The organism is Bacteroidota bacterium, from assembly GCA_016721765.1.
GTDB lineage: Bacteria > Bacteroidota > Bacteroidia > UBA4408 > UBA4408 > UBA4408.
In genome coordinates this window covers 392,015-415,505 of sequence record JADKHO010000004.1, presented here as the reverse complement: position 1 = coordinate 415,505, position 23,491 = coordinate 392,015, and the positions used below count along the sequence as shown (strand labels likewise).

Genomic DNA, 23,491 nt, shown 5'->3' with positions numbered 1-23,491 from the left:
TTTTTAATTTGCAGTGCTAAACAAAGAACAATAAAAACGAAATTAGATTGGGACTAGTAAAAAACACAAAAAAAAAATTCGGAGAATATTTCCTCAAGAAGGAAGCTGAAGGCCTTTACCGGACTAAAGAAGCCATGAATTTTGCACAAGCAAAAAGCATTGGAATTTTATTTGATGCCACTATTCCCGAAGATTTTGAACTGGTAAAAAAATACATCAAGTTTTTAAAGGACTCTAAAAAACGTGTTCGCTCTTTTGGTTTTTATAACACCAAAGAGATTCCTGAAATGCAATACTCCAAATTGGAATACGATTTTTTTACGCGCAAGCAAGTCAATTGGCATTTTAAACCTACCGATCCGCTCATTAAAAATTTTGTAGAAGAGGAATTTGATATCTTGATAAACTTTACGGTTCATCAATGTTTACCATTGGTGTACATAGCAGCACTCAGCAAAGCAAAATTTAAAATTGGCAAGCATTTTCCAAAATATGAAATGTATTATGATTTATTGCTGGATGTGGAAGAAGGCAAAAGTTTGAAATATTTTATGAAAAATGTTGATGTTTACATGAATATGATTAACGCTTAACTTGTGAGTATTCTATTGTTTTGATAGGATTATACATACAATTCACGTGTAAAAAATAAAAAATGAATTCAAAATTTAAAGGAACCGGAGTAGCAATTGTAACCCCATTTAAGCCCGATAACTCTGTGGATGAAACAGCTTTAACCAAGCTGGTGAATCATCTTATTGATGGCAAGGTGGAATACATAGTAATACTTGGAACTACCGGTGAATCGGTAACCTGTTCGAAGGAAGAGAAAGCCTTAATTACTGCTTGCGTTATTAAAGCAGCAACTAAACGTGTTCCATTAGTGCTAGGTGTGGGAGGGAATAACACAACTGAAGTGATTCAACAGTTGAAAAGTATTGACTTTACAGGCATTGATGCAATTCTTTCCGTTTCACCTTCCTACAATAAACCCAACCAAGAAGGAATTTATCAGCATTTTAAAGCAATAGCTGAAACAAGCCCTTTGCCTATAATTTTATACAATGTTCCCGGAAGAACCGGTTCCAACATGAGCGCCGAAACCACTTTGCGCTTGGCAAATGATTTTCCGGTTTTTATTGGAATTAAGGAAGCGAGTGGAAATTTGGAACAATGCATGCGCATCTCAAAATCAAAGCCCAAAGATTTTTTACTCATTTCTGGGGATGATAATTTAACTATGCCAATGATGGCAATTGGTGCAAAAGGCTTAATTTCGGTAGTCGCCAATGCTTTTCCTTACGAAACATCTGAAGCGGTGCGCTATGCCTTAAAATCGGAATTCGATAAAGCTTGTGCAACCTATTTTCCATTAATGGAGATTACCGATTTGCTTTTTGCAGATGGCAGTCCGGGTGGCGTGAAAGCAGTTTTAAAAAATATTGGAATTTGTGGCGATACCGTAAGACTTCCGTTGATGAATATTGGAAAATCAGTGGAAGAAAAACTACTTCAGCTGGTTGAAAAAAAGCGATTGGTTCATTCCTAAACGCTAAAGCAGGCTCAATTCAGGCACTTCCTTTAAGAAGGAATAGGATTTATTTTCATTCTCCATTTTACAACAAAAGTGTGTTAATCCGTTGGTAACAATGAGGTAGGAAACATTTAACGCAATGTTATAACGGGCAATTTGATCAAAGGTACTTTGCGTAATTTTAATTTCAGGTGCCTTGCATTCCACAATTAATTGCGGGTTTAGATGTGTGTCGTAATACACAATATCCGGACGGCGCAGCAATTCATTATATTTGAGTGAAGATTCCACAGCTAAGCGCGACTCAGGAAAACTTTTATGTTCAATCAAAAAATTTACAAAATGCTGTCGCACCCATTCTTCGGGAGTGAGCACCACAAATTTCTTTCTGATTCTATCAAAAATTTGCGTTCTTTGAGATTGGTTTTTTAGCTTTACCGGATAGGGGGGAAGGTTGAGCGAAGGATACATCAGGATTAAATATTCAAAACAAATATAGGCTTTGTTCAAAAAGCAAAACCGAATTAATTAAAAATAGAACAGATGAAAAGTAAAAAGGATATAGTTGATAATTGGCTTCCGCGCTACACCGGCACAAAATTGGAAGATTTTGGTGAGTATATATTGCTTACCAACTTTAACAATTACGTTAAAATGTTTGCCGAGTGGAATAATGTGGAAATCAAGGGTGCTGATAAGCCAATGCCAAATGCAACATTTGAAAATATTACCATTATCAATTTTGGTATGGGGAGTGCCAATGCCGCAACTGTAATGGATTTGCTAAGCGCTATTGCTCCCAAAGCTTGTTTGTTTTTGGGGAAGTGCGGAGGTTTAAAAAAGAAAAACGAACTCGGTGATTTAATTTTACCAATAGCTGCCATTCGAGGGGAAGGTACCTCAAACGATTATTTCCCTTCTGAAGTACCTGCCTTACCTGCCTTCATGTTGCAAAAAGCTGTTTCCACAACAATACGCAATCACAACAAGGATTATTGGAGTGGAACGGTATACACCACCAACCGCAGGGTTTGGGAACACGACGATGATTTTAAATCCTATTTGCGCAAGTTGCGTTGTATGGGCATTGATATGGAAACAGCAACCATTTTTATTACCGGTTTTTTTAATCAAATTCCCACAGGAGCTTTACTTTTGGTGAGCGATCAACCCATGATTTCTACCGGAGTTAAAACCGCAGAAAGCGATCAAAAAGTAACTCAGAATTTTGTGGATGAACACCTCAAAATTGGAATCGACTCCTTGCTGGAGTTAATCAACAATGGTCTTACCGTGAAACACTTGCGTTTCGAATAACCGGCGATTGCAATGGCTAAAAAAAGCGAGGGGGTAACTTTCGAAAAAATTATCAGCGACTTAAAGGCTAAAGTCTTCAAACCTATTTATTTTTTAGAAGGAGAAGAGCCTTACTACATTGATCTTATTGCTGATTACATTGCCGAACACGTGCTCGACGAAAGTGAGCGTGAATTCAATCAAACCATACTTTACGGGAAAGATATCGATAGCATGCGCATCATCAGCGAGGCAAAGCGCTTTCCAATGATGGCTGATAAGCAGGTATTGATTATTAAGGAAGCGCAGGAAATTAAAGATCTTGAAAAGACAACCAAAGTTACAGTAGGAGTAAAAAAGAAGGAAGAGGAAATAAACTTGCTTGAAGAATATGCTAAGAATCCGCAGCAAACCACCATCCTAGTTGTTTGCTATAAATACAAGAGCCTCGACAAGCGTAAATCACTTGGTAAATCTATTGCTCAAGCCGGTGTTCTTTTTTCTTCATCAAAATTATACGACAATCAAATTCCTGCTTGGGTGGAGAGTTATGCTAAGGGTCAAGGATTAAGAATAGGCCCTCAAGCAAGTGCTTTAATGGCGGAGTATTTGGGTACAGACTTGAGTCGCATCTCCAATGAAATTGAGAAATTAAAGATTAACTTGAAAGGAAGAAATGAAATTCAAGCGGAAGATGTTCAAAATTTTATTGGGATTAGTAAAGATTACAACGTGTTTGAATTGAACAATGCCATTGGAAGGCGAGATGTGTTGAAAGCCAATCGAATTATCACCTATTTTGCAGCCAATCCAAAAGATAATCCTTTTGTGTTTGTGATCGCAAACCTCTATTCGTATTTCAGTAAACTATTATTGTATCACGGAGCACCCGATAAATCTCAGTATGCGGTTGCAAGTGTGATGGGAGTTGTTCCTTTTTTTGTGAAAGAGTACGAGTCGGCAGCTAAAATTTATAATCCGGATAAGCTTCGCAAAATTATTGGATTTTTGCGCGAATACGACCTTAAATCAAAAGGTATTGAGAGCGGTGATGTGGAGCCTGGTGAATTAATGAAAGAACTACTTTTCAAAATTCTGCATTGCTAAAAGCTGCTATTCGTTGCAGCAAAGTATAGGTATACCTAAGTTATTTACCAGTAAATTTTCTTTATCAGTAGCGCCATACAAAATTTCATTTTGTGAAATTGTGGACATGATGGTAATTAAATCAAAACCATTTTTATCCGCATAATTAAGTGTTTGACGCGAGTTGCCCGCTGAAAATACGGTCATCTCTTCCATCACTGAACTAAATGAAATTCCAATTTCTTTGAAATGGGCTTTAGCAAGGTTTATATTTTTGCCAACAGCTCCACCTAAATCAAAACCTTCCTTTGCAATTTCATAAATCACTACCTCGCACCCAAAACGTTTTGCAAAGGCAGCAGTTTGTTTTATTTTGACATTAAAATTATGATGTGGGCCCACCGGAAATAGAATTTTTGAAAACCCGGATTCTTTTACTTCTGTATTTTCTTGCACAACAATGCAGGGATACGCTATAATCTTAACCAGTTTTAAAATATCGGCACCTAAAAATTTTTGTTTGATTCCTTTAATACCATGTGTTCCTATGATAACTAAATCAGGGTTTATTTTCCTTAATTGCACAGGAGAGCCATCCATCAATCCACCTACACCGGCGTATGCCTCCATTAACACAGAATGCCCTAATGTTGTTTTTGCAAATTTGAGTAGTTGAACTTTCGTTTTTTCAACTTCTGCGGCAGCATCAACAATATTCAACAAGCAAATTGTTGCGTTACTTTTCTGGGCCAACACCGAAGCCTGCTTCAGCGCTATTTTACAGCCATCAGTAAAATCTATAAAGACACAAATTTTCTGCATAGGATATTTTAGGAGGGTAATATTACAAAAAAATTGAATTAACCGTTTCGCTCTTGCAAAAATTATCTAAAGTCGCACACTGCTTGGAATACAAACCACTTTACTTTCAAGTGCAATTGAATTGCTTAAATCGCCCGCTATCGCCGGTTGGAGCCACTCCAGATTGTTTAATAAATTCCATGTAGGGCGTGTCATTATCCCTTGTTTGTTGGTGAAATTCAGAAATGCATCTCGCTCTTCTTTATCCATTAACAATAGCGCACATAGCCAGTAATTTGAAACAGCATGTTGAGGCTCCTTTATAAAAGTAAAATTTGTAGGTGCAAAAAAAGTAGCGTAGGCATCTGCCAATACGCGTTTGCTTTGTAAAAAGTGAGGCAGTTGTTCTAATTGTGCGCAGGCTAATGCCGCGTTTATATTAGGCATGCGGTAATTATAAGCAAGTGCATCGTGCTGGAACTCCCATGGATGTGGCACTTTTGCTTGAGTGGATAAATGTTTAGCTTTTTGAGCCAACACTTCATCATTCGTAAGAATGGCACCTCCACCACCACAGGTTAAAATTTTATTCCCATTAAAGCTGAGTATGCCCATTAATCCGAAGGTTCCCGCATGCTTTGTTTTGTAAAAACTTCCCATTGCTTCGGCTGCATCTTCTACTAATGCTATGTTGTGATTGGCACAGATTACAGCAATTTCTTCAATTCGGCAAGGATGACCAAATGTATGCATGGGAACACAGGCACTTATTTTTTTTGAACTTTCAGGGTGGTAACAGCCATCTTCTTTTTGTACGGTGTGTTCAGTTAAAAACAAGTTCAATTTATCGGGGCTCATTCCCAAAGTGTCAGTGTCCACATCTATAAAAGCAGGAGAAGCACCTGTGTAAGAAATAGCATTGCTGGTAGAAACAAAACTGAGCGCTTGTGTCAATACCAATTCATCTCGTTTTACACCAGCCAAGCGCAACGCAAGATGAAGCGCGGCAGTGCCGTTAACAGTAGCAACCGCATATTTAACGCCGCAATAAAGGGCCAGTTGTTTTTCGAAATTGCTAACATATTCTCCAACTGAAGAAACAAATGTAGAATCGATACAATCCAATAAATATTTTTTTTCGTTGCCCAAAAATCGTGGTTCATGCAGCGGAATAAATTCTTCAGTGGTGAAGCGGCTTCTAATAAAATCAACTATTTCGGAATGCTTCATTTCATAAGTGGACTAAAAATATAACCTTTTTAAAAATATTTCAACTGTTTCGATACTTGCTATCATCAGGATTTGCAATAAATCCATCGCACACAGCTTGCTTAATTTCTTTGATTCCATCGGGCAGTTTACGGGTAATTTTAAACCCTAATTCATTTTTTATTTTATCAAAATTTACTCGATAATCGCGAGGGTCTTCTGATTTGCTAACATAACTAATCTTGGCATCAGGAATAATTTTTATCAATTCTTCTGCAATCATTTTTTTTTGATAGTTTTCACCGGTGTCTCCTACATTAAAAACTTCAAATGCGGTTTTTACGGATGGGGAAGCAAATACTAATTCAACACTTGCAGCCAAATCGTTTACATGGCAATAAGGCCGCCAAAATTGCTCGCCAAAAATGACCAATTTGCGTTTAAGTGCTACTTCCTTTGTAAACTCATTCACGGTTAAATCAAAACGGGGTCGCAAGGAGAGGCCATACACAGTCGAAAACCTCAAGCAAGTAGGTTTACAACTGCTTTCTTTGTGTTGATGCAGCAAGTATTTTTCTACCTCTACCTTTGTTTCCGCATAAAGCGATATGGGAGCTAATTCAGATTCCTCTGTAACATAGCCCGTACCATCTTTCATTTTACCATAATTACTGCACGTGGAGGCAAACACAAATTTTTGAACACCTGCGGCATTTGCAATTTCATAAAAGGATTTACTTGCCAGTAAATTTGTTTCGCGTGTTACTTCGGGTTGTGCTGCACACGCCGGATCACCTACAATTGCTGCGAGGTGTGCAACATAATCGATTCCTTTGCAGGCTATTTTTAGGGTTTCTTCATTTCGGATATCACCTTTCAAAAAAGTAAAATGGGGATGTGTCAACAAATCTAAAATGGGCTCGCCTCCAAATAATAAGGCATCTACAACTTTCACAGCATACCCTTTTTGAAGCAATTGCCGAACCAATACGCTCCCTATGTAACCGGCGCCTCCACTTACCAAAACTTTTTTCATAGTGCGTTATTATTTTTAGCTGCAAGCAAAAATTCAGCAAATTGCCAATCTAGTGGCGTGTCAATATCTAATGAATCCCTTTCAGGCATGCTGTATTTTTTGATGCGTGTAAAAGCACCCAAACCACCTTTATTCAAAAACGATTTTACATTTATAACATAAATGGCCCCATTAATTTCGTACACCGGTGGAGCGTCTTGCCTGCGCGTAATTTGTTGCTTTGTTTTTTTTGATTTTTTTAAATAACCATTTTCAGCTTCCTCCATCAAATTGTAATAAGGATTCGATTTGGATTCAGTAACACTCACAAGCATATCTTCTTTTCCACTGTATAATTTTAGTGCAGCCTTCACTTGAACTACCGTTCGAAAAGGGGAGGTGGGTTGCAAAAGTAAAACCGTATCATAATTCATTCCTTGTGCTGCATAATGCGAAATTGCATGCGCAATAACATCGCTGGTGTTGGCAGTATCGCTCGATAATTTTGAAGGCCTTTTGAACGGGACTTCTAGCCCGTATTTTTCACAAAGTTCACTAATGTTAACATCATCGGTACTCACACAAATTTGCGCATCCGGCACTATTTTTCGAGCAATGTCAATACTGTAAAAAAGTAGTGGTTTGCCGTTTAAAAGTTTGCGATTTTTATTCGGGATACCTTTAGAACCGCCTCTTGCCGGTATTATGCATAGTAGCTTCATTAGAGTTTAATGTGCTTAATGTCCTCCTGCGCTTTATTGTAATCGTCCACTCTACCAATGTCTAACCAATAGTCTAAAATGGGAAAATAAATTACTTTCTTTTTGCGCTGAATAAGTTGCTCAATAAATTGAGTAGCCTCAAATAATGTGTCTTTTGGTATGAGTCCCAAATGTTCTTTTTTGATAAGGTAAATACCTGCATTAGAATAATAGGTGAGAACAGGCTTTTCTTTTAGACCAACAATGTTTTCCCCATCCACTTCAACTGTTGCATAAGGAACACTTACATTGTAAGGAAAACAGGCTACAGAAATGTCGGCATCGTATTTTAAAAAATCACGGTAAAAGGATTCAAAATCAATATTCGTCAACAAATCCGAATTCATAAGCAAAACATGATTGTAATTCGATTTGGAGAGTAAGCTTAATGCACCTATGGTTCCTAACTTTTTGGATTCTTGCAGGTAATTAATTTTTATTTTTTTGGATGCCCCGTCACCAAAGAAGTTTACTATTTGTTCACCCAAATGATTAATAGCAATTGTTACGGTATCAATTCCATACTGAATTAAACGATCAATATTGTGCTCGAGTATGGGTTTATTTCCAATTTTTAAAAGCGATTTTGGAACTGTATTGGTAATTGGGTTTAAGCGTGAACCTTCGCCACCCGCCATGAGCACTGCTTCAATTGGTAAGAGCGATTTTAGTTCCTTAAAATTCAGTAAACGTTTAATCTTTCCTTGGTCGGTAGTTATTGGAATTAATACCAATCCCTTTTTACGAATTTCATCTAAATCGGAAAGCTTAAATTCAGTTTCATGAAATGACTTATAATTCACATTCATTAAATCAGAAACCCGGTCCTCCAGTTTCATGTTCTTCAGTAAGCCTCTGCGTATATCACCATCGGTAATGGTTCCCTTTAATACCTCATGGTCATCAATAACAAAAAGGGTGAGGTACAAGTGTAAATTATTGAGTTGTACCAAAGCATCTTTTAAGGTGCTTTTTTCATTTATCAGATGCTTGTTCACTTGCGTATTTTTTGAGTATCCCTAATATTGTTTCAGCTGCTGTGCCATTGCCATACACAGTTGAATCTACAAGGGCTTTTTGTGTTTTTATGGTGGAAATAGCTGACACTATTTCAGCACTGTTAACGTTACAATCTATCCTATTCGCTGTTTTTAATCTTCCTTTTTGACGATCACCAATATTTATTACCCAAGTAGGAAAGTATGCAGCTTCGATACAACCGCTTGAAGTATTTCCCAACATCATGCTTGCATACTTCATGGCAGAATAATAGCCTATAGTTCCTAGATTTTCAAATCCAAAAGCCTTGTCCGGATGCGCTTTTATAAATTCCTCCCATTTTTCACGAATCACAGTACTTCCGGTATCTGCGTTAGGCATGGTAATTAAAAATTGATGGTCGTTAAGATGTTCCAAAGCCCCAATCAATTCTATCATATAACCTTCATTCTTTTTATAATTCACCGTTTCAGGATGAAAGGTAATTAAAATCGTAGGGATATTCAAATCAACAGAAAATTTTTCGATAAACTGTTCCACCGATAAGAGGGTACTATTTTTTAGATTATCGAAACTTAGCGAACCAACATTAAAAACATTGTATTTGGTATCAAGCAGTTCAAGTACCCTGTTTTTATAAGGCTCCGCAGCAACAAAATGCAAGGCACACATTTGACTTATACAATGACGGAATACATTGTCTATTGCCCCGAGAGTAGTTTCGCCACCATGAATATGCGCTAACTTAATACCGTATGGAATCGCCGCCGAACATGCAGCAAACATTTCGAAACGATCACCAAAACAAAAAACCAATTCATAATCGGAATCTTTCCAAAAGGTAGAAAACTCACTCAGTGTGCGCGCCATCGAATTGGAAATTTCATAAGGACTGTCGTTCTCCGGCAGGCTGTTGATTTGAGCCGATATAGTAAAGCCATCCGCTTGTATTGCTTGCAGCGTAAAGCCATGCTTATGCGATAAATGTGTACCAAATACGATAAGATGCAAATCAAAAAAGGAATCTTTTTTCAATGCGTTCAGCAGTGGAAGATAAATGCTGTAGTCAGCTCTGGAGCTAGTAAGTAAACCTACTTTCATGCCTCGTAAATATCGGAATAAGTCAATTGGTGTTCAGCTGGCAGATCGTATTTTAATTTTTTTCCAATTACCAGGTCAAGTTCCATAGGAGAAATTCCGTTTCCGGGTCTTTTCATTTCAAGATCGTTTGCACGTAAAATGTGATTCTTGGGTAAATTGCTATGCAGGAAAATACTTTTTCTAACAACTGCTCTATTTTTAATTTCGGATGTGCTAGGTTTTTTTTCACTGCTTCCCATTGCGCTTTCAACATTCCGTATGGCCTTAACCCATGCAATCAGCTCACTAGGATCAAGTGATGCTTTATGGTCAGGACCGGGCATTGATTTATCGAGTGTAAAATGTTTTTCAATAAACTCAGCACCAAGCGCTGACGCTGCAATCGAAATTTCGATACCGCTTGTGTGATCCGAATAGCCGACTTTTAATCCGAATTCATTTTTTAGCGTCAACATTGCATTTAAATTCACTTCCTCAAAAGGTGCCGGATATTCGCTGGTGCAATGCATTAAACTAATTTCTGTTCGCTTCATTCCGGCATTCACCAGGCAATCTACTGCTGCGCTAACCTCTGCAAGGGTAGCCATTCCGGTTGATAAAAGCACCGGCTTTGCTTGTTTGGCAATGTACTCCAAGTAAGGTTTATTCGTTATTTCTCCTGAAGGAATTTTGAAAAAATCAAGTTTAAGTTTAGCTAGCAAATCAATGCTTCCTAGATCAAAGGCAGTAGATAAGAATTTTATGTTTTTCTGCAAACAATAGCTTTGCAGTTCTTCATGCATCGCTGCTGTTAACTCCAATTTCCGCAACATGTCCAACTGGGATTCATTACTACTTGAGCTAGAGCTTAATTGATAAGCGGCTTTAGGAGCTTGACTGCTTGCCACTTTATCGGCTGAAAATGTTTGAAACTTTACATAATCGGCTCCTGCTAAAGCAGCTGCATCAATCAACTGTTTTGCAAGCGTAATGCTTCCATTATGATTAACACCGGCTTCGGCTATAATTCGAATTGCAGTTGAGCCCATGACGTGTATTCAGAATTATTGTACAGGAAAAGCACAAATTATATTCTTTAATTATCGGATTAGGACTTTAATTCCTGACTATCGCCTTTATCTTTTTTACTTTTTTGACCGTAGCCATAGTAGCCCCCATATCCATATCCTTTTCCATACCCGTAACCATAGCCATAACCAAATCCATAGCCATATGAATAGCGGTTATAATAGTATTTCGATTTTTTCTCTCGAACACCATTTAATACAAATCCAAAATTTTGAAGTTTATTTAACTCAACAATTTCGTGTGCATTGTTTACAGAGCCTTTGGTTGCAAATCGAACATTTAAAACAAAAAGACTAATATCCGCATACTTCATCAAAATAAAGGCATCTGAAATAAGCCCAACCGGTGGCGTATCCACAACTACGTAATCGTAATTTTCTCGACCATAGTCAAGCATTTCGAGCATGTGTTGACTTAATATTAATTCGGAAGCATTTGGTGGAGTAGGGCCGGCAAGAATGGTATCCAAATTCTCGATTGATGTTTTTAGAATTGAATTCTTGGTGGATTCTTTTCCAATAAGAATATTACTTACTCCAAATTCTGATTTCATATTTAAACCTAAATGCACTTTTGGCTTATGCAAATCGAGCTCAATAATCAAAACTTTTTTACCGGCTTTTGCCAAAATCGAAGCCAGGTTGATGGAGCAAAATGTTTTTCCTTCACCGGGATTATTGGAAGTAATAATAACCAATTTCGATTTAGAATTGGAAGCCATGTATTCCAAATTGGTGCGCATGGAGCGAAATGATTCAGTTATGGGCGATTTAGGATCGGCATCCACAACTATATAAGATGATTTACCGGCTTTCGAAAATAAAATCTCACCTAAAATAGGCAGTGTAGTAAGTGCTTTTAATTCTTGTACGCTTTCAATACGAGAGAAAAATGCAGTACGTATAAAAACTATTATAAGCGATAAAATTAAGCTACCTCCCAAAAAGGAATACAAAATTTTTGTTTTGTCAGGTTTAACAACACCAATTGATCGAGCTGATTCTATAATTTTTGTTTCAGGAACTATACCTGCTTTGGCAATGATGGTACTCGATTTTTTCTCCAATAAAAACGAATACATCTTTTCATAAACTTGTTGCTTACGTGCAATATTTAATAGTTGTCGCTGCTTTTGAGGGATGTTCTGGATAGAGCCTTCGTAAGTGTTGATGGCCTTAGTAACACGATTGATATTGTCTTGGATAGCAACTTTAGTATTGCCTAAATAAGTAAGAATATTGTTCTTAAGCAATTTAATTTTTTGGTCGATTTCTGTTATCGACATGTTTTTTACTGTGGAGTTAAACAGGGCGCCATTACGTGCAATTTGGAATGCATATAATTCACCAACTGATTTTTTTAAGAAATCATCTTCATTGTTAATGTAAAAGGAAGGAGGGAGCAACTCGGGATCTTTATCTAAAATAATATATTTCTCAAGCTCACCAATAGTTTGAAGCTGCAATTCAAGCTTTGTTTTTTGAGATTCAAAATCGGTTAACTGTTGAAAATAGGAATCCTCTTCTTTTGTTAAATCAAGAATCGATTTTTTCTTTTTATAGTTTTCTAAATCATCTTCAATTTGCGATAAAATTTGAATTACTTCATCCAATTGTTTGTCGATATACCGCAAAGTGTTTTCATTTATATCTACCTTGGATTTAAGAGAATAATCTAAATACACTTTTGACAAGGTATCCAAAAACAACACGGCGCGTTCAGGAATTTCATCCTCCACTAAAAGTGTTAAGATAGCAGTGTATTCTTCATTTTCGACCGAAAGGGTGGATTGGTACTTGGTTATTAAATTGGATTTTTTATGCACCTTAAACTGGTATTCCAAATCCTTTAATGAAAGGGCGGAGTTTTTATCAATGCCGGAATTTTTAGTTACTACAATTTTGAAATCCGTATCCACTGCTTCTCTATCAAAAAAGTAATCATGCACCACCGATTCACCATAACGTTCGTATTTTAAACGATACCGTTTATCATCAATAAAATTTAATTTTATTGTTTGCTCATAAAGTCCAGGATTTATACTTGAAACCACCACTTGAAAGGGTTTCGATTCATATATTTCGGTTGTTTTTAACCTTCCAACTATATAATAAGAAACATCTAAATTGAGTTTGGAAACTGCTTTTTCAATCAAATCATAGGATTTGATGACACGCATTTCATTCGAAATTTTTTCGTAACTACTGTAATAATTATAGGATTGACCTAAGCCTGCCATGATTTGACTTTGATAGTCATACGTTTCTTCCGACTTAATTAAAATTTGAGTTTTGGCAGCTGAGTATTCAGTTAGTTTATGTATATAAACATAGGCTAGAATGTAGGAAATTCCCAAAAACAAAACCATAATCAACCAATTTTCAGAGATGATTTTTAGGCCTTTGTTTAAATCGTTAATATCTATTAGTGAACCGCTTTTTTGAGACATGCAAGTTGAGTGAGAAATAGAATTTCAAAAGGCGACAAATATATAAATAAAATGTAATTTCGGCTTTAATCCTTAATTATTGAGCTATTAGCAAGGCTGATAAGTATAAAAAAGCGTATTTTATTTAACCATTCGTCGATTAAAAATAATAAGTCATGTATTTAATTTAAAATCAAAACAATTTTATTATTTTTGTAAAAAATATATTCGCAGATGAAGAAGTTAGTTTTTAATATAACTGCCATAACCGCATTTTTTGTTTTCGTTACTATTTTGGACTCTCGTGCCGGTTCTCCTCCTCCTCCTCCCGGTGGTGGTGGTCCTCCTTGCTTGCCTCCACCTTGCATTCCAATTGATGGTGGCATTAGCTTCCTTGTGGCTGCCGGAGTAGCTGTAGGTGCAAAAAAAATATACAATTCACGTAAAAACGTCGAAAATAAAGACATCTAATAGTTTGGATACTTTTTAATGTTTAAGAAAATTCAAAAGAATCCAACCTTATTTTTTCTCCTTAAAGCATTACTCCTCTTTATTCTTTGGTATTTTGTTTACGAACTTTGGTTAAACCCACTTGGAGTTGTAGACCGATTGGTTATTAATAATTTAATACGTAGTGGCGAGTTCATTATTTCAGCGCTAGGATTTACCTTAATTCCGGAACCCTATTTAGCAAGTAATATCCGAACCTTAGGCATCGATGGTACGCATGGATTATGGATTGGAGACCCCTGTAATGGGCTTACACTATTTGCTCTTTTTTCGGGTTTTGTAATTGCTTACCCCGGTCCATTAAAAACGAAACTATGGTTTATCCCACTTGGTATACTCTCTATTCATTTAATTAACCTGCTGCGTATAATTGCCTTGGTTTTTATTACACTTTATTGGCCTGATTACCTCGAATTGAATCACACTTATACATTTACTATTCTTGTTTATTCGTTTGTCTTCATCCTTTGGATGATTTGGGCCAACAAGTTATCAATTCCCAAGAAGTCACAGGAAAATATTATACCTCGTGAAAGCAACTAAAAATCAACGATTGTTTTTTTATATAGGCGTAATTCTTTTTCTAATTATTTTAGGTTTTTTTCGCGATTATTTTCTTAGGTATTATAATTTATACCTCTATCAATTGTATTACAACGACAGCTCTTACGCTGTGCCTGAAACATTTTTGTTCTTGAAAAAATTTACCTACATGCAGCTATATTATGCAAAGTATTTTCTCACTGTTTTCTTTATTTTGATTTATTTTGCCATCACACTTCTAGTTGTAAAGTATGAGTTTGCCAATCGCACGTTTCTTTGGATTTGTTTTTATTTTCATACCGCATTGCTACTTACAATTCTTATTTTTTACCTTTACGGATGGATGGTGAACAGCACAGAGAAATTTTCAAGTATATCGCGTTCTTTTCTTGCATTAATGCAATCACCCATGATTTTAATGATTTTATTTCCTGCATTTAAACTCAGTTCGAACCTAAATAATAAAACCACTTAACACATATGAAGAAGGACACCGTCATTTTTGACCTTATCGGAGAAGAATTAATTAGGCAAACGCATGGAATCGAATTAATCGCTTCCGAAAATTATGTTAGCGACCAAGTGATGCAAGCCATGGGTTCGTGCCTCACGAATAAATATGCAGAAGGGCTTCCCTTTAAAAGATATTACGGTGGTTGCGAAGTAGTTGATAAAGTAGAACAGTTGGCAATCGACCGTATAAAAGAATTATTTGGTGCCGAATGGGCAAATGTGCAACCACACAGTGGCGCTCAAGCAAATGCAGCAGTAATGTTAGCTATCTTAAAACCGGGTGATAAAATTTTGGGTTTTGATTTATCCCATGGCGGTCACTTAACACACGGTTCACCCGTTAATTTTTCAGGAAAATTATATGTTCCAAGTTTTTATGGAGTAGAAAAAGAAAGCGGTCAGGTTGATTACGATAAAGTGGAAGCAACTGCTAAACGGGTGATGCCTAAACTGATGATTTGTGGTGCTTCGGCTTATTCAAGAGATTGGGATTACAAACGATTGCGTGAAATTGCCGACAGTGTTGGTGCGCTTCTGCTTGCAGATATTGCACATCCGGCAGGTTTAATCGCAAAAGGACTTTTGAATAACCCACTTCCACATTGTCATATTGTGAGCACCACCACGCATAAAACATTACGCGGACCAAGAGGTGGATTAATTATGATGGGCAAAGATTTTGAAAATCCATTCGGCTTAAAAACTCCCAAAGGTGAATTGCGACAAATGTCGTCCTTGCTGGATGGTGCAGTGTTTCCGGGTACACAAGGAGGCCCCCTCGAACATGTGATTGCAGCTAAAGCAGTAGCTTTTGGTGAAGCGTTGCACGATGATTTTAAAACTTACGGAATACAATTAATGAAGAATGCAAAGGTGATGGCAAAAGCTTTTGTGGATAGAGGATATGCTGTTATCAGCGGCGGAACCGATAACCACTGTATGCTCATCGATTTGCGCTCAAAAAATGTAACCGGTAAAGAAGCTGAGAATGTGTTAGTGAAAGCGGATATAACCGTAAATAAAAACATGGTTCCATTTGACGATAAATCACCCTTTGTTACATCCGGTATACGTGTTGGAACTGCCGCCATCACTACTCGTGGAATTAAAGAAAATCAGATTGAAAACATTGTTGACCTTATCGATAGAGTTATTGTGAACAAGGATTCAGAAAATAAAATTACCGAAGTGCGCAAAGAAGTGAATGTGCTTATGCAAGATTTGCCGCTCTATGCCTGGTAAAACAATCCTTTAATGAATACAACTACAAAAAGAGAGAAGCAGCATTTGGAAATTCTGCTTTCTCTCTTTTTTTTGCTTTTACTGGTGCTGCATTTCGCTTTAACAATAGCATACCAGTTTCGTGAATTAAATTACACGAGCCGATTAGCAAGCTTATCAAAACAATACACAGAGCCTCTCTTTACACAAAATTTCAAAATTTTTGCACCGGATGTTCCCGAAATAAAGTATAAGCTTTTTGTACGCTATGCTTCGGATGGTAAAAATTTTTCGAGTTGGCAAAATGTTGGTGCTCCCTTAATTTTAAAACATCAACAAAATCGTATTTCTTCAAGCGGTTATGAATACCTTATTTATAAAAATGCAATAACAGAGTTGCTGCGTGCACATGCAGATGCTGTTGAACGTTGTGATAAAACCTTGCCTACAAATCTTGCTCAAAAGCAGCTAGACTTATTGCTGCGTAACTCCATACATTTTTATAAAGCTTCCTATTGTTTTAACCAGCAGTGGATGAGGGCATTTCAGAATAAGCCTTTCCCGAAAAGCTTTGAATGTGCCTTATTGCTCGAAAAAATAGCTCCTGTGAACAACAAGTTTGAGGTGAAGAATTCAAAATACACTTATCTTTTTTTTCCTAAAGTCGAACTAGTAAGATGAGGAGTAAGTGGATTTCATATTTATTTAATCAGGCACATGCAGTGCAGCACCCGCATGCACTATTTCTTTATCGCAAAGGGGTATATTTATTTACGTTTCTAATTACCTTAATGCAACTTCCTGTTGCAAGTTTTATATGGGGTAAAAACGCTCCAATTGCACCTTTAATTTACGAAGGGAATAGTTTACTGCAAAGCTTGAATTTGCTCTCACATCCGGCATTTTCAACTTATTATCCCGGACTAGTATTACTTTTGTTGATTGCAATTGTTGCTTCCTTCTTTGTGAGCTCGCAGCGACTTTTAGCACTGCTTATCTTTTTCTGCTATTCCAATTTATACCACCGTAGTGTTGCAATTCAAAATGGGAGTGCCGACTTGTTGCACTTACAACTTTTTTATTTGGTATTGATGGATGAAAACGCAATGCATAAAGCGGGTAAGCTGAAAGCGCTATCTATAAGCTTAACTAATTTTGCATTCTTAGCTGCTCAGGTGCAGCTTTGCGTAGTGTATTTTATTTCGAGTTATTATAAACTACAAGGCTCGCAATGGATGGATGGCTCTGCCATGCATTATGCTCTATTAAACGATGAATTTACACTTGGTTTTGTTCAGGATATTGTTGCCAACATAGAATTGCCTTTAAGACTGCTCACTTGGTTAACTCTGCTTTTTCAAATATTATTTCCTGTTTGTATATGGATTAAGAAGCTAAAACCATATTTACTTACATTTGGTATAGCCTTGCATGCATTAATTGCTCTGGTAATGGGGATTGTGGATTTTGGATTGTTAATGATTGTTATGTATTTGTTATTTGCATCTGAAGCATGGTGTTTAGCCTTTCGAAACAAGTACTTTCGTGTACATCAAAAAGTAATTTCAATTGAGAAGTAGAATTGTTTTTTTAATCGGTTTATTTTGCTGCATATTTTTTAGTCAGCCGGCAAACGCACAGCCATATAAAGGTTTGTATGTAGATGGCTTTGATAAAATATTGGGAAAACGGCCTCTCGAAGATCAGTTATTGAATTACTGCAAGAAAAATGGATTTAATGCCTTATGCACCTATAAAACAAAGGACATTGAAAAGCAGATTCAAATCAGCAACCCAAAAACCGGTGGGAAAATACTGGCATCTTTTATTAAAAGGGCGAAGCAACAGTATGGAATTATATCCTTTGCTATGAGCAGCGAACAGTATGACACCTTTAATACTATTATTGCAAAATATAACCGCACTCGAACAGATACAATTGAAAGAGTGAATGTATTAAATTTTGAATTCGAGTATTGGAACCGAAAAAGTACTGCACCGGGAGGGTATTATTGCACGCGCTATTTAATGCCAACAAATTGCAGTTGTGATACTTCAGGTGCATTTAAATTTTACCGGGTGCAAATGTTTCGAATTGATTCATTGGCTCAGGCCTTGGGTATTAAATCGGAGGTTTATGTGGGCAAGCCAAGCAGAGGACAAGCAAAGGTTATTGCAAATACGGTAGATCGAATTTTAGTGGATGTTTATCTGAAAAATCCCGAAAAGGCTTATGATCGCGCCCAAGAGCGCTTACATTCTTTTGCCGCAGTTTCAAAAAAAGTTACCATTATTCCTATTTGGGGCAGCACCGGTGAATTTTTGGGCGAATGGCAGCAGGAGCATGCACAAGATGAAGCTAACAAAATTTTTTTGGATGAATACAATGCCAAAAAGACGGAATTACTCGATCATATAAATGTCGCCGGATTTCAGTGGTACAAGTATTCGACCATGAAAAAATAATTAGTTTGCTGCTTTTATAAGGAGTTCCTCATCAATATTATTCATGCATTTAAAATGTCCTTTAGGGCATTTCGGAAAGCCAATTTTTGAACAAGGGCGGCAAGCTAAATTTTTAACTTCCACTAGTATCGCCGGTTTTGAATGCTCCGGTAAATAGGGCGACATTCCAAATTCAGGAATTGTGCTTCCCCATACAGATATTATTTCTTTTTTGAAGGCCGCTGCAATGTGCATTAAGCCGGTATCGTGGGTAATTACTTTATGGGCTTGTTTTACAAGAGATGCCGATTGCTGCAAATTATATTTACCACAAGCATTGTAAACAGTATTTCCTACTTCTTTTTCAAGAAAATTTGCCACCTCCAAATCTTCCTTCCCTCCAAGCAAAACAATTGGATGCGTTAACTTTTTACAAATAGAAAGCATTTTTTCTTTGGGCATTCGTTTGGTAAAATGTTTGGCACCAATCACAAAAGCGATATAGCCTTTTTGATGGGATGCTGGCAACAAACTAAGATGAACTTCATCTTTAGCAGGGATAAAAAAATCTAATCCTTGTTTGTCATTCTTCACACCAATTTTTTGAACAGCTTTAAAATAGCGGTTCACAATATGTTCGTTTGGCTTTTTTTTAAGTTTCCAATTCACCATCAACCACTTTTTTAAATTGGTTTTATAAAAAGTAAAAGATGGCCGGTTGAGTTTAAGTCGCACCAACACACTGCGTATGTTATAATGCAAGTCGATAATGTAATCGTACTGTTCGATTTTGAGTTGAGGAATAACTTCATCAATGTGCTTTTCGATGCTGTAAACCTTATCAATGTTAGGGTTAAGCTCTACAATACTAGCAAACGATTTTTTTGTCAGGAAATGAATTTCTGCGGCTTTAAGCTGCTGCTTTGCACTTCTAACAACTGGCGAAGTAAGCACTATGTCGCCAATAGAACTAAATCGAATGAATAGAATTTTTGCCATAACTAATTTTCAGTAAAAATATAAAATCCTGCAAAAGAGTCTTTTCCTATTTTTGTAAAATGCTACTTATTGATACACACACCCACCTTTATGCTCAAGAATTTGATGCCGACAGAGCTCAAATGATTGCACAAGCCATTGAAAATGGTGTTACAAAATTTTATCTTCCCAATATCGATTCCAGCTCTATTGGGGTGATGCATCAGTTAGAATCAAACTATCCTGTAAATTGCTTTGCCATGATGGGATTGCATCCTTGCTCGGTTAATGAAACAGTTGAATCTGAATTAGCCCTGATAAAATCGCATTTATTTAGTCGCAACTATTGCGCTGTGGGCGAAATTGGAATGGATTTGTATTGGGATAAAACTTTTGTGGAGCAGCAAAGAAAGGCGTTTCGAACCCAAATTGAATGGGCTATGGAATTAAATCTTCCAATATCCATTCACTGTCGTGATGCGTATGATGAGATTTATACTATTTTGAAGGAGTATTGTGTACCCAATGAGGTGAATGTTCTTCGCGGGATATTTCATTGCTTTAGTGGCAATAGCAAGCAAGCACAGGAAGTTATTGAACTCGGTTTTTACCTTGGAATAGGAGGGGTGGTGACTTTTAAAAATTCGGGATTAGATAAAGTGGTTGCAGAAATTGGTCTCGAAAAAATTGTTTTAGAAACAGATTCCCCCTATCTTGCACCTGTGCCTCATCGCGGTAAGCGCAATGAGAGCGGGTACATCCCGTTAATAGCTCAAAAAATTGCTGAACTAAAAAACTGCCCTATCGAAGAGGTAGCAAAAATTACCAGCGAAAATGCTTTACTGGTTTTTGGAAACTAATTCGTTACTCGTATGCAAAAAAAAACTTCTGTATTGCTCATTTATACCGGCGGAACCATCGGTATGAAGCAAGACGCAAAAACCGGTTCGCTTGTCCCATTTAATTTTGCTCACATCAAAAAGCAAGTGCCCGAGTTGGAAAAGTTTGATATTGATTTAGCTTCTATTTCCTTTACGCCGCCAATTGATTCAAGTAATATGGAGCCGGCCACCTGGGTGAAACTGGCGAAAATTATTCAAGAGAATTATGATTTATACGATGGGTTTGTGATTCTGCATGGTTCTGATACAATGGCTTTCACCGCATCGGCCTTGAGCTTTATGCTTGAAAACTTAAACAAGCCCGTAATTCTTACCGGTTCGCAATTGCCCATAGGAATTATTCGTACCGACGGAAAAGAAAATTTAATAACAGCTATTGAGATTGCCGGAGCAAAAGAAAAAGGTAAACCAATAGTTCCGGAGGTGGCCATTTATTTTGAATATGAATTGTATCGAGGCAACCGCACCCATAAATTTAATTCGGAGCATTTTGATGCTTTTCAATCGCCCAACTACCCAATTCTTGCAGAAGCAGGTGTGGCTATCAAGTACAATTACGTACGCATTCAAAAAGCCAGTTCTAAAAAAATGAAAGCCAGTTTTGAATTTGATACCAATATTGCCATTCTTAAGCTTTTTCCGGGTATTGGTAAAAATACCGTTGAGGCTATTTTGGGCACAAAGGATTTAAAAGCGGTAGTACTCGAAACTTTTGGAAGCGGCAATGCGCCTAGTGCTGACTGGTTTATTGATTGCTTGCGCGTAGCAATAAAAAAGGGAATAATTATTTACAATGTATCGCAATGTAATGCAGGAACAGTTAAGCAAGGAACATACGAAACCAGTGAAGGACTGGCTAAAATAGGTGTGGTGAGCGGAAAGGACATCACCACAGAAGCAGCAGTTGCTAAATTGATGTATTTGCTTGGAAAAAAATTGCCCCGAGCTAAAATCGAAAAAATGCTCACCGCCTCACTTTGTGGGGAGCTGACAGCTTAATGTGAACTTGCATATAACTGGCTAAGAGTAACTAGTAAGAAATTAGTCTCCGTTTATACATTCATGCATGAATTAAAAAAATAAAATTATATCTTTGCATCCGCTTTTAAAAATGGTGGTTGTAGCTCAGTTGGTTAGAGCATCGGTTTGTGGTACCGAGGGTCGTGGGTTCGAGCCCCATCATCCACCCTTCTAAAACATAAAAAACCGTCTCCTGTAAAGGACGACGGTTTTTTTATTTCTTGAAACGATAAAAGTTTTTCAACCATTATTTTCATAGAATACTGTGGCTCTAAAAGCAATACCGAAAGTAAATTATGAAGCTTATTTTAGCCCACTTAATTATTCGATTTGTTTAAGTTATGACCAACCATAACAGCAGGAATCATGAGCAATAGGCTAATGATGATCAGCCAGATTGGATGCGGCAAGAGTATGAAATTAAAAATTGTGGCAGCTTCTAAAATGCATCCAATAATTAAGGGGTTACGAAAGCTATTATTTTTAGAAATCATGCGTGCAAAATATCCCGCCAGTAAGGACCCAACCATCCATCCTGAAAGCACCAGAGAAAATGCGCCTGTTGGAACATTGGCCATGTGGTTTTTCATGCTTTCAGCGTTGTCGGTATCCACATCTGCCGGAAGGGGATAGGCAAAATGAGCAATGGTTTCGAACAACATAAAAGAGGTCATTGCAATTGCTAAACCTAAAATAATACCTAAAATATTTTTAGTGCTACTTTTCATAAGAGAGGGGTTTAAGAATTTCAAATATAAAAAAAACCACCTCAAAATTGAAGTGGTTTAAAAAAAAATTAAGTGAAATAGCTTAAGCCAATTTAGTTCTCAAATTGGTATCGATTGCATTTAAGAATTCTTCTGTGCTTAGGTATTGGTCTTGTTTCACAGCGTTTCCATGAATACATACCGCTAAATCTTTCGTCATTTTTCCGCTTTCAACTGTTTCGATGCAAACGGTTTCCAATGCTTTACAGAATTTAATTAATTCTTGGTTATTGTCCAGCATACCTCTAAAAGCCAAGCCTTGTGTCCAAGCAAAGATGGATGCGATTGGATTTGTGCTGGTGGGTTTACCTTGCTGATGCATGCGGTAATGGCGGGTAACCGTGCCATGAGCTGCTTCTGCCTCCATTGTTTTTCCATCGGGAGTAACAAGGGTGGAGGTCATTAATCCAAGGGACCCAAAACCTTGCGCAACGGTATCGCTTTGCACATCGCCATCGTAATTTTTACAGGCCCACACAAAATTTCCGTTCCATTTTAAGGCACTTGCAACCATGTCGTCGATAAGGCGATGCTCGTAAGTTAGGCCCATTCCATCCATTTTAGCTTTAAATTCAGTTTGATAAATTTCTTCAAAAATATCTTTAAATCGACCATCGTATTTTTTAAGGATGGTATTTTTAGTAGAGAGATACAATGGCCATTTTTTCATGATGGCTTGGTTAAAGCATGAGCGGGCAAAACCTTTAATGCTCTCATCGGTATTATACATCGCCAAAGCAACTCCATCTCCTTTAAAATTAAATACTTCAAATGATTGAGGCGCACTGCCATCTTCGGGTGTAAAGGAAATGGTGAGTTTTCCTTTTCCTTTGGTAACAAAATCAGTAGCACGGTATTGATCACCAAAAGCATGGCGGCCAATACAAATTGGTGCTGTCCAGTTCGGAACTAATCGTGGAATGTTTTTCATCACAATAGGCTCGCGGAAAACAGTTCCATCTAAAATGTTGCGGATGGTACCGTTGGGCGATTTCCACATTTGTTTTAATTTAAACTCTTTTACGCGTTCTTCATCGGGCGTAATGGTGGCACATTTAATTCCCACATTGTATTTTTTAATGGCTTCTGCTGCTTCCACGGTAACTTTATCATCAGTAGCATCGCGATGCTCCATGCCCAGGTCATAATATTTGATATCTAAATCTAAATACGGGTGAATTAATTTTTCTTTAATAAACGCCCAAATCACTCGAGTCATTTCATCTCCATCAAGCTCCACTACAGGGTTGCTTACTTTTATTTTATTCATTTTTTAAAGGTTTATAGTTAATTC

Annotated in this window: 25 protein-coding genes and 1 tRNA gene; 14 read left to right on the top strand and 12 right to left on the bottom strand. The window is 37.1% G+C overall.

Going from position 1 to position 23,491, the window contains the following annotated elements:
* The first annotated feature begins 47 nt into the window (after window positions 1-47).
* Together IPP32_15870 and IPP32_15865 are read left to right on the top strand one after the other, a co-directional pair.
* Complete coding sequence (locus IPP32_15870) at window positions 48-593, top strand: hypothetical protein (protein ID MBL0049563.1); 546 nt, start codon at window positions 48-50, stop codon at window positions 591-593.
* Between the two features lie 62 nt (window positions 594-655).
* Window positions 656-1,549 carry a 4-hydroxy-tetrahydrodipicolinate synthase gene (locus tag IPP32_15865; GenBank protein MBL0049562.1) on the top strand — a complete coding sequence of 298 codons (894 nt, stop codon included), beginning with the start codon at window positions 656-658 and terminating at the stop codon, window positions 1,547-1,549.
* A 3-nt stretch (window positions 1,550-1,552) separates the two neighbouring features.
* On the opposite strand, the gene IPP32_15860 is transcribed toward IPP32_15865, so the two are convergent.
* Window positions 1,553-2,005: a type I restriction enzyme HsdR N-terminal domain-containing protein gene (locus IPP32_15860; GenBank protein ID MBL0049561.1), complete on the bottom strand. Its 453-nt coding sequence runs from the start codon at window positions 2,003-2,005 to the stop codon at window positions 1,553-1,555.
* Window positions 2,006-2,077: 72 nt separating this feature from the next.
* Here IPP32_15860 and IPP32_15855 point away from each other — a divergent pair, with 72 nt between their 5' ends.
* Window positions 2,078-2,851, top strand: a complete 774-nt coding sequence (locus tag IPP32_15855; protein ID MBL0049560.1) for an AMP nucleosidase — start codon at window positions 2,078-2,080, stop codon at window positions 2,849-2,851.
* Window positions 2,852-2,863: 12 nt separating this feature from the next.
* Entirely contained in the window at window positions 2,864-3,937 is a 1,074-nt protein-coding gene (gene holA / locus IPP32_15850) for a DNA polymerase III subunit delta (GenBank protein ID MBL0049559.1), read from the top strand.
* A gap of 6 nt (window positions 3,938-3,943) precedes the next feature.
* Here the strand turns inward: holA and IPP32_15845 are convergent, their stop codons facing one another.
* The 8 genes from IPP32_15845 to IPP32_15810 form a co-directional block, all read right to left on the bottom strand.
* Window positions 3,944-4,738, bottom strand: a complete 795-nt coding sequence (locus IPP32_15845) for a universal stress protein (protein ID MBL0049558.1) — start codon at window positions 4,736-4,738, stop codon at window positions 3,944-3,946.
* 66 nt (window positions 4,739-4,804) lie between these two features.
* Window positions 4,805-5,947: a LegC family aminotransferase gene (locus IPP32_15840; protein MBL0049557.1), complete on the bottom strand. Its 1,143-nt coding sequence runs from the start codon at window positions 5,945-5,947 to the stop codon at window positions 4,805-4,807.
* Window positions 5,948-5,987: 40 nt separating this feature from the next.
* Window positions 5,988-6,962, bottom strand: coding sequence for an NAD(P)-dependent oxidoreductase (locus tag IPP32_15835; GenBank protein ID MBL0049556.1), 975 nt, complete (start codon window positions 6,960-6,962; stop codon window positions 5,988-5,990).
* Entirely contained in the window at window positions 6,959-7,663 is a 705-nt protein-coding gene (locus IPP32_15830) for an acylneuraminate cytidylyltransferase family protein (protein MBL0049555.1), read from the bottom strand. Before IPP32_15830 ends, IPP32_15835 begins: the two co-directional genes overlap by 4 nt.
* Window positions 7,663-8,700: a nucleotidyltransferase family protein gene (locus IPP32_15825; GenBank protein ID MBL0049554.1), complete on the bottom strand. Its 1,038-nt coding sequence runs from the start codon at window positions 8,698-8,700 to the stop codon at window positions 7,663-7,665. The genes IPP32_15830 and IPP32_15825 overlap by 1 nt, the downstream gene beginning before the upstream one ends.
* Window positions 8,678-9,802: a UDP-N-acetylglucosamine 2-epimerase (hydrolyzing) gene (gene neuC, locus IPP32_15820; protein ID MBL0049553.1), complete on the bottom strand. Its 1,125-nt coding sequence runs from the start codon at window positions 9,800-9,802 to the stop codon at window positions 8,678-8,680. Before neuC ends, IPP32_15825 begins: the two co-directional genes overlap by 23 nt.
* Window positions 9,799-10,830, bottom strand: a complete 1,032-nt coding sequence (gene neuB / locus IPP32_15815; protein ID MBL0049552.1) for an N-acetylneuraminate synthase — start codon at window positions 10,828-10,830, stop codon at window positions 9,799-9,801. Before neuB ends, neuC begins: the two co-directional genes overlap by 4 nt.
* A 59-nt stretch (window positions 10,831-10,889) precedes the next feature.
* Complete coding sequence (locus tag IPP32_15810; protein ID MBL0049551.1) at window positions 10,890-13,319, bottom strand: polysaccharide biosynthesis tyrosine autokinase; 2,430 nt, start codon at window positions 13,317-13,319, stop codon at window positions 10,890-10,892.
* Between the two features lie 213 nt (window positions 13,320-13,532).
* Between IPP32_15810 and IPP32_15805 the strand changes: the two genes are divergently transcribed.
* The 7 genes from IPP32_15805 to IPP32_15775 all read left to right on the top strand — a co-directional run bounded on the left by IPP32_15805 (window position 13,533) and on the right by IPP32_15775 (window position 18,551).
* Complete coding sequence (locus IPP32_15805; GenBank protein MBL0049550.1) at window positions 13,533-13,769, top strand: hypothetical protein; 237 nt, start codon at window positions 13,533-13,535, stop codon at window positions 13,767-13,769.
* Between the two features lie 18 nt (window positions 13,770-13,787).
* A complete protein-coding gene (locus IPP32_15800; protein ID MBL0049549.1) occupies window positions 13,788-14,351 on the top strand; it encodes an exosortase/archaeosortase family protein in 564 nt (187 codons plus the stop codon).
* The gene (locus IPP32_15795) at window positions 14,338-14,826 is read left to right on the top strand and encodes a hypothetical protein (protein MBL0049548.1); all 489 of its coding nucleotides are present in this window, start codon (window positions 14,338-14,340) and stop codon (window positions 14,824-14,826) included. The genes IPP32_15800 and IPP32_15795 overlap by 14 nt, the downstream gene beginning before the upstream one ends.
* Window positions 14,827-14,831: 5 nt before the next feature.
* Window positions 14,832-16,106 carry a serine hydroxymethyltransferase gene (locus IPP32_15790; GenBank protein MBL0049547.1) on the top strand — a complete coding sequence of 425 codons (1,275 nt, stop codon included), beginning with the start codon at window positions 14,832-14,834 and terminating at the stop codon, window positions 16,104-16,106.
* Window positions 16,107-16,118: 12 nt separating this feature from the next.
* The gene (locus IPP32_15785; GenBank protein ID MBL0049546.1) at window positions 16,119-16,766 is read left to right on the top strand and encodes a hypothetical protein; all 648 of its coding nucleotides are present in this window, start codon (window positions 16,119-16,121) and stop codon (window positions 16,764-16,766) included.
* Window positions 16,767-16,876: 110 nt separating this feature from the next.
* Complete coding sequence (locus tag IPP32_15780; protein MBL0049545.1) at window positions 16,877-17,665, top strand: HTTM domain-containing protein; 789 nt, start codon at window positions 16,877-16,879, stop codon at window positions 17,663-17,665.
* Complete coding sequence (locus IPP32_15775; protein MBL0049544.1) at window positions 17,655-18,551, top strand: hypothetical protein; 897 nt, start codon at window positions 17,655-17,657, stop codon at window positions 18,549-18,551. Before IPP32_15780 ends, IPP32_15775 begins: the two co-directional genes overlap by 11 nt.
* On the opposite strand, the gene IPP32_15770 is transcribed toward IPP32_15775, so the two are convergent.
* Window positions 18,552-19,529: a glycosyltransferase family 9 protein gene (locus IPP32_15770; GenBank protein ID MBL0049543.1), complete on the bottom strand. Its 978-nt coding sequence runs from the start codon at window positions 19,527-19,529 to the stop codon at window positions 18,552-18,554.
* 59 nt (window positions 19,530-19,588) lie between these two features.
* Between IPP32_15770 and IPP32_15765 the strand changes: the two genes are divergently transcribed.
* The 3 genes from IPP32_15765 to IPP32_15755 all read left to right on the top strand — a co-directional run bounded on the left by IPP32_15765 (window position 19,589) and on the right by IPP32_15755 (window position 21,598).
* Window positions 19,589-20,368, top strand: a complete 780-nt coding sequence (locus tag IPP32_15765; protein MBL0049542.1) for a TatD family hydrolase — start codon at window positions 19,589-19,591, stop codon at window positions 20,366-20,368.
* 12 nt (window positions 20,369-20,380) lie between these two features.
* Window positions 20,381-21,409, top strand: coding sequence for a type I asparaginase (locus IPP32_15760; GenBank protein ID MBL0049541.1), 1,029 nt, complete (start codon window positions 20,381-20,383; stop codon window positions 21,407-21,409).
* A gap of 115 nt (window positions 21,410-21,524) precedes the next feature.
* Window positions 21,525-21,598, top strand: a tRNA-His gene (locus tag IPP32_15755).
* A gap of 149 nt (window positions 21,599-21,747) precedes the next feature.
* Here IPP32_15755 and IPP32_15750 read toward each other — a convergent pair.
* Both IPP32_15750 and IPP32_15745 read right to left on the bottom strand, forming a co-directional pair.
* On the bottom strand, window positions 21,748-22,158 hold the full coding sequence (locus IPP32_15750; protein MBL0049540.1) for a hypothetical protein: 411 nt from the start codon (window positions 22,156-22,158) through the stop codon (window positions 21,748-21,750).
* Between the two features lie 82 nt (window positions 22,159-22,240).
* The gene (locus tag IPP32_15745) at window positions 22,241-23,467 is read right to left on the bottom strand and encodes an isocitrate dehydrogenase (NADP(+)) (protein MBL0049539.1); all 1,227 of its coding nucleotides are present in this window, start codon (window positions 23,465-23,467) and stop codon (window positions 22,241-22,243) included.
* Window positions 23,468-23,491 lie beyond the last annotated feature (24 nt).

Coding starts and splice junctions, on each gene's coding strand:
- IPP32_15865 (MBL0049562.1), top strand. CDS start 656: ATGAATTCAAAATTTAAAGGAACCGGAGTAGCAATTGTAACCCCATTT.
- IPP32_15860 (MBL0049561.1), bottom strand. CDS start 2,005: ATGTATCCTTCGCTCAACCTTCCCCCCTATCCGGTAAAGCTAAAAAAC.
- IPP32_15855 (MBL0049560.1), top strand. CDS start 2,078: ATGAAAAGTAAAAAGGATATAGTTGATAATTGGCTTCCGCGCTACACC.
- holA (MBL0049559.1), top strand. CDS start 2,864: ATGGCTAAAAAAAGCGAGGGGGTAACTTTCGAAAAAATTATCAGCGAC.
- IPP32_15845 (MBL0049558.1), bottom strand. CDS start 4,738: ATGCAGAAAATTTGTGTCTTTATAGATTTTACTGATGGCTGTAAAATA.
- IPP32_15840 (MBL0049557.1), bottom strand. CDS start 5,947: ATGAAGCATTCCGAAATAGTTGATTTTATTAGAAGCCGCTTCACCACT.
- IPP32_15835 (MBL0049556.1), bottom strand. CDS start 6,962: ATGAAAAAAGTTTTGGTAAGTGGAGGCGCCGGTTACATAGGGAGCGTA.
- IPP32_15830 (MBL0049555.1), bottom strand. CDS start 7,663: ATGAAGCTACTATGCATAATACCGGCAAGAGGCGGTTCTAAAGGTATC.
- neuC (MBL0049553.1), bottom strand. CDS start 9,802: ATGAAAGTAGGTTTACTTACTAGCTCCAGAGCTGACTACAGCATTTAT.
- neuB (MBL0049552.1), bottom strand. CDS start 10,830: ATGGGCTCAACTGCAATTCGAATTATAGCCGAAGCCGGTGTTAATCAT.
- IPP32_15810 (MBL0049551.1), bottom strand. CDS start 13,319: ATGTCTCAAAAAAGCGGTTCACTAATAGATATTAACGATTTAAACAAA.
- IPP32_15805 (MBL0049550.1), top strand. CDS start 13,533: ATGAAGAAGTTAGTTTTTAATATAACTGCCATAACCGCATTTTTTGTT.
- IPP32_15800 (MBL0049549.1), top strand. CDS start 13,788: ATGTTTAAGAAAATTCAAAAGAATCCAACCTTATTTTTTCTCCTTAAA.
- IPP32_15790 (MBL0049547.1), top strand. CDS start 14,832: ATGAAGAAGGACACCGTCATTTTTGACCTTATCGGAGAAGAATTAATT.
- IPP32_15785 (MBL0049546.1), top strand. CDS start 16,119: ATGAATACAACTACAAAAAGAGAGAAGCAGCATTTGGAAATTCTGCTT.
- IPP32_15780 (MBL0049545.1), top strand. CDS start 16,877: ATGCAACTTCCTGTTGCAAGTTTTATATGGGGTAAAAACGCTCCAATT.
- IPP32_15770 (MBL0049543.1), bottom strand. CDS start 19,529: ATGGCAAAAATTCTATTCATTCGATTTAGTTCTATTGGCGACATAGTG.
- IPP32_15765 (MBL0049542.1), top strand. CDS start 19,589: ATGCTACTTATTGATACACACACCCACCTTTATGCTCAAGAATTTGAT.
- IPP32_15760 (MBL0049541.1), top strand. CDS start 20,381: ATGCAAAAAAAAACTTCTGTATTGCTCATTTATACCGGCGGAACCATC.
- IPP32_15750 (MBL0049540.1), bottom strand. CDS start 22,158: ATGAAAAGTAGCACTAAAAATATTTTAGGTATTATTTTAGGTTTAGCA.
- IPP32_15745 (MBL0049539.1), bottom strand. CDS start 23,467: ATGAATAAAATAAAAGTAAGCAACCCTGTAGTGGAGCTTGATGGAGAT.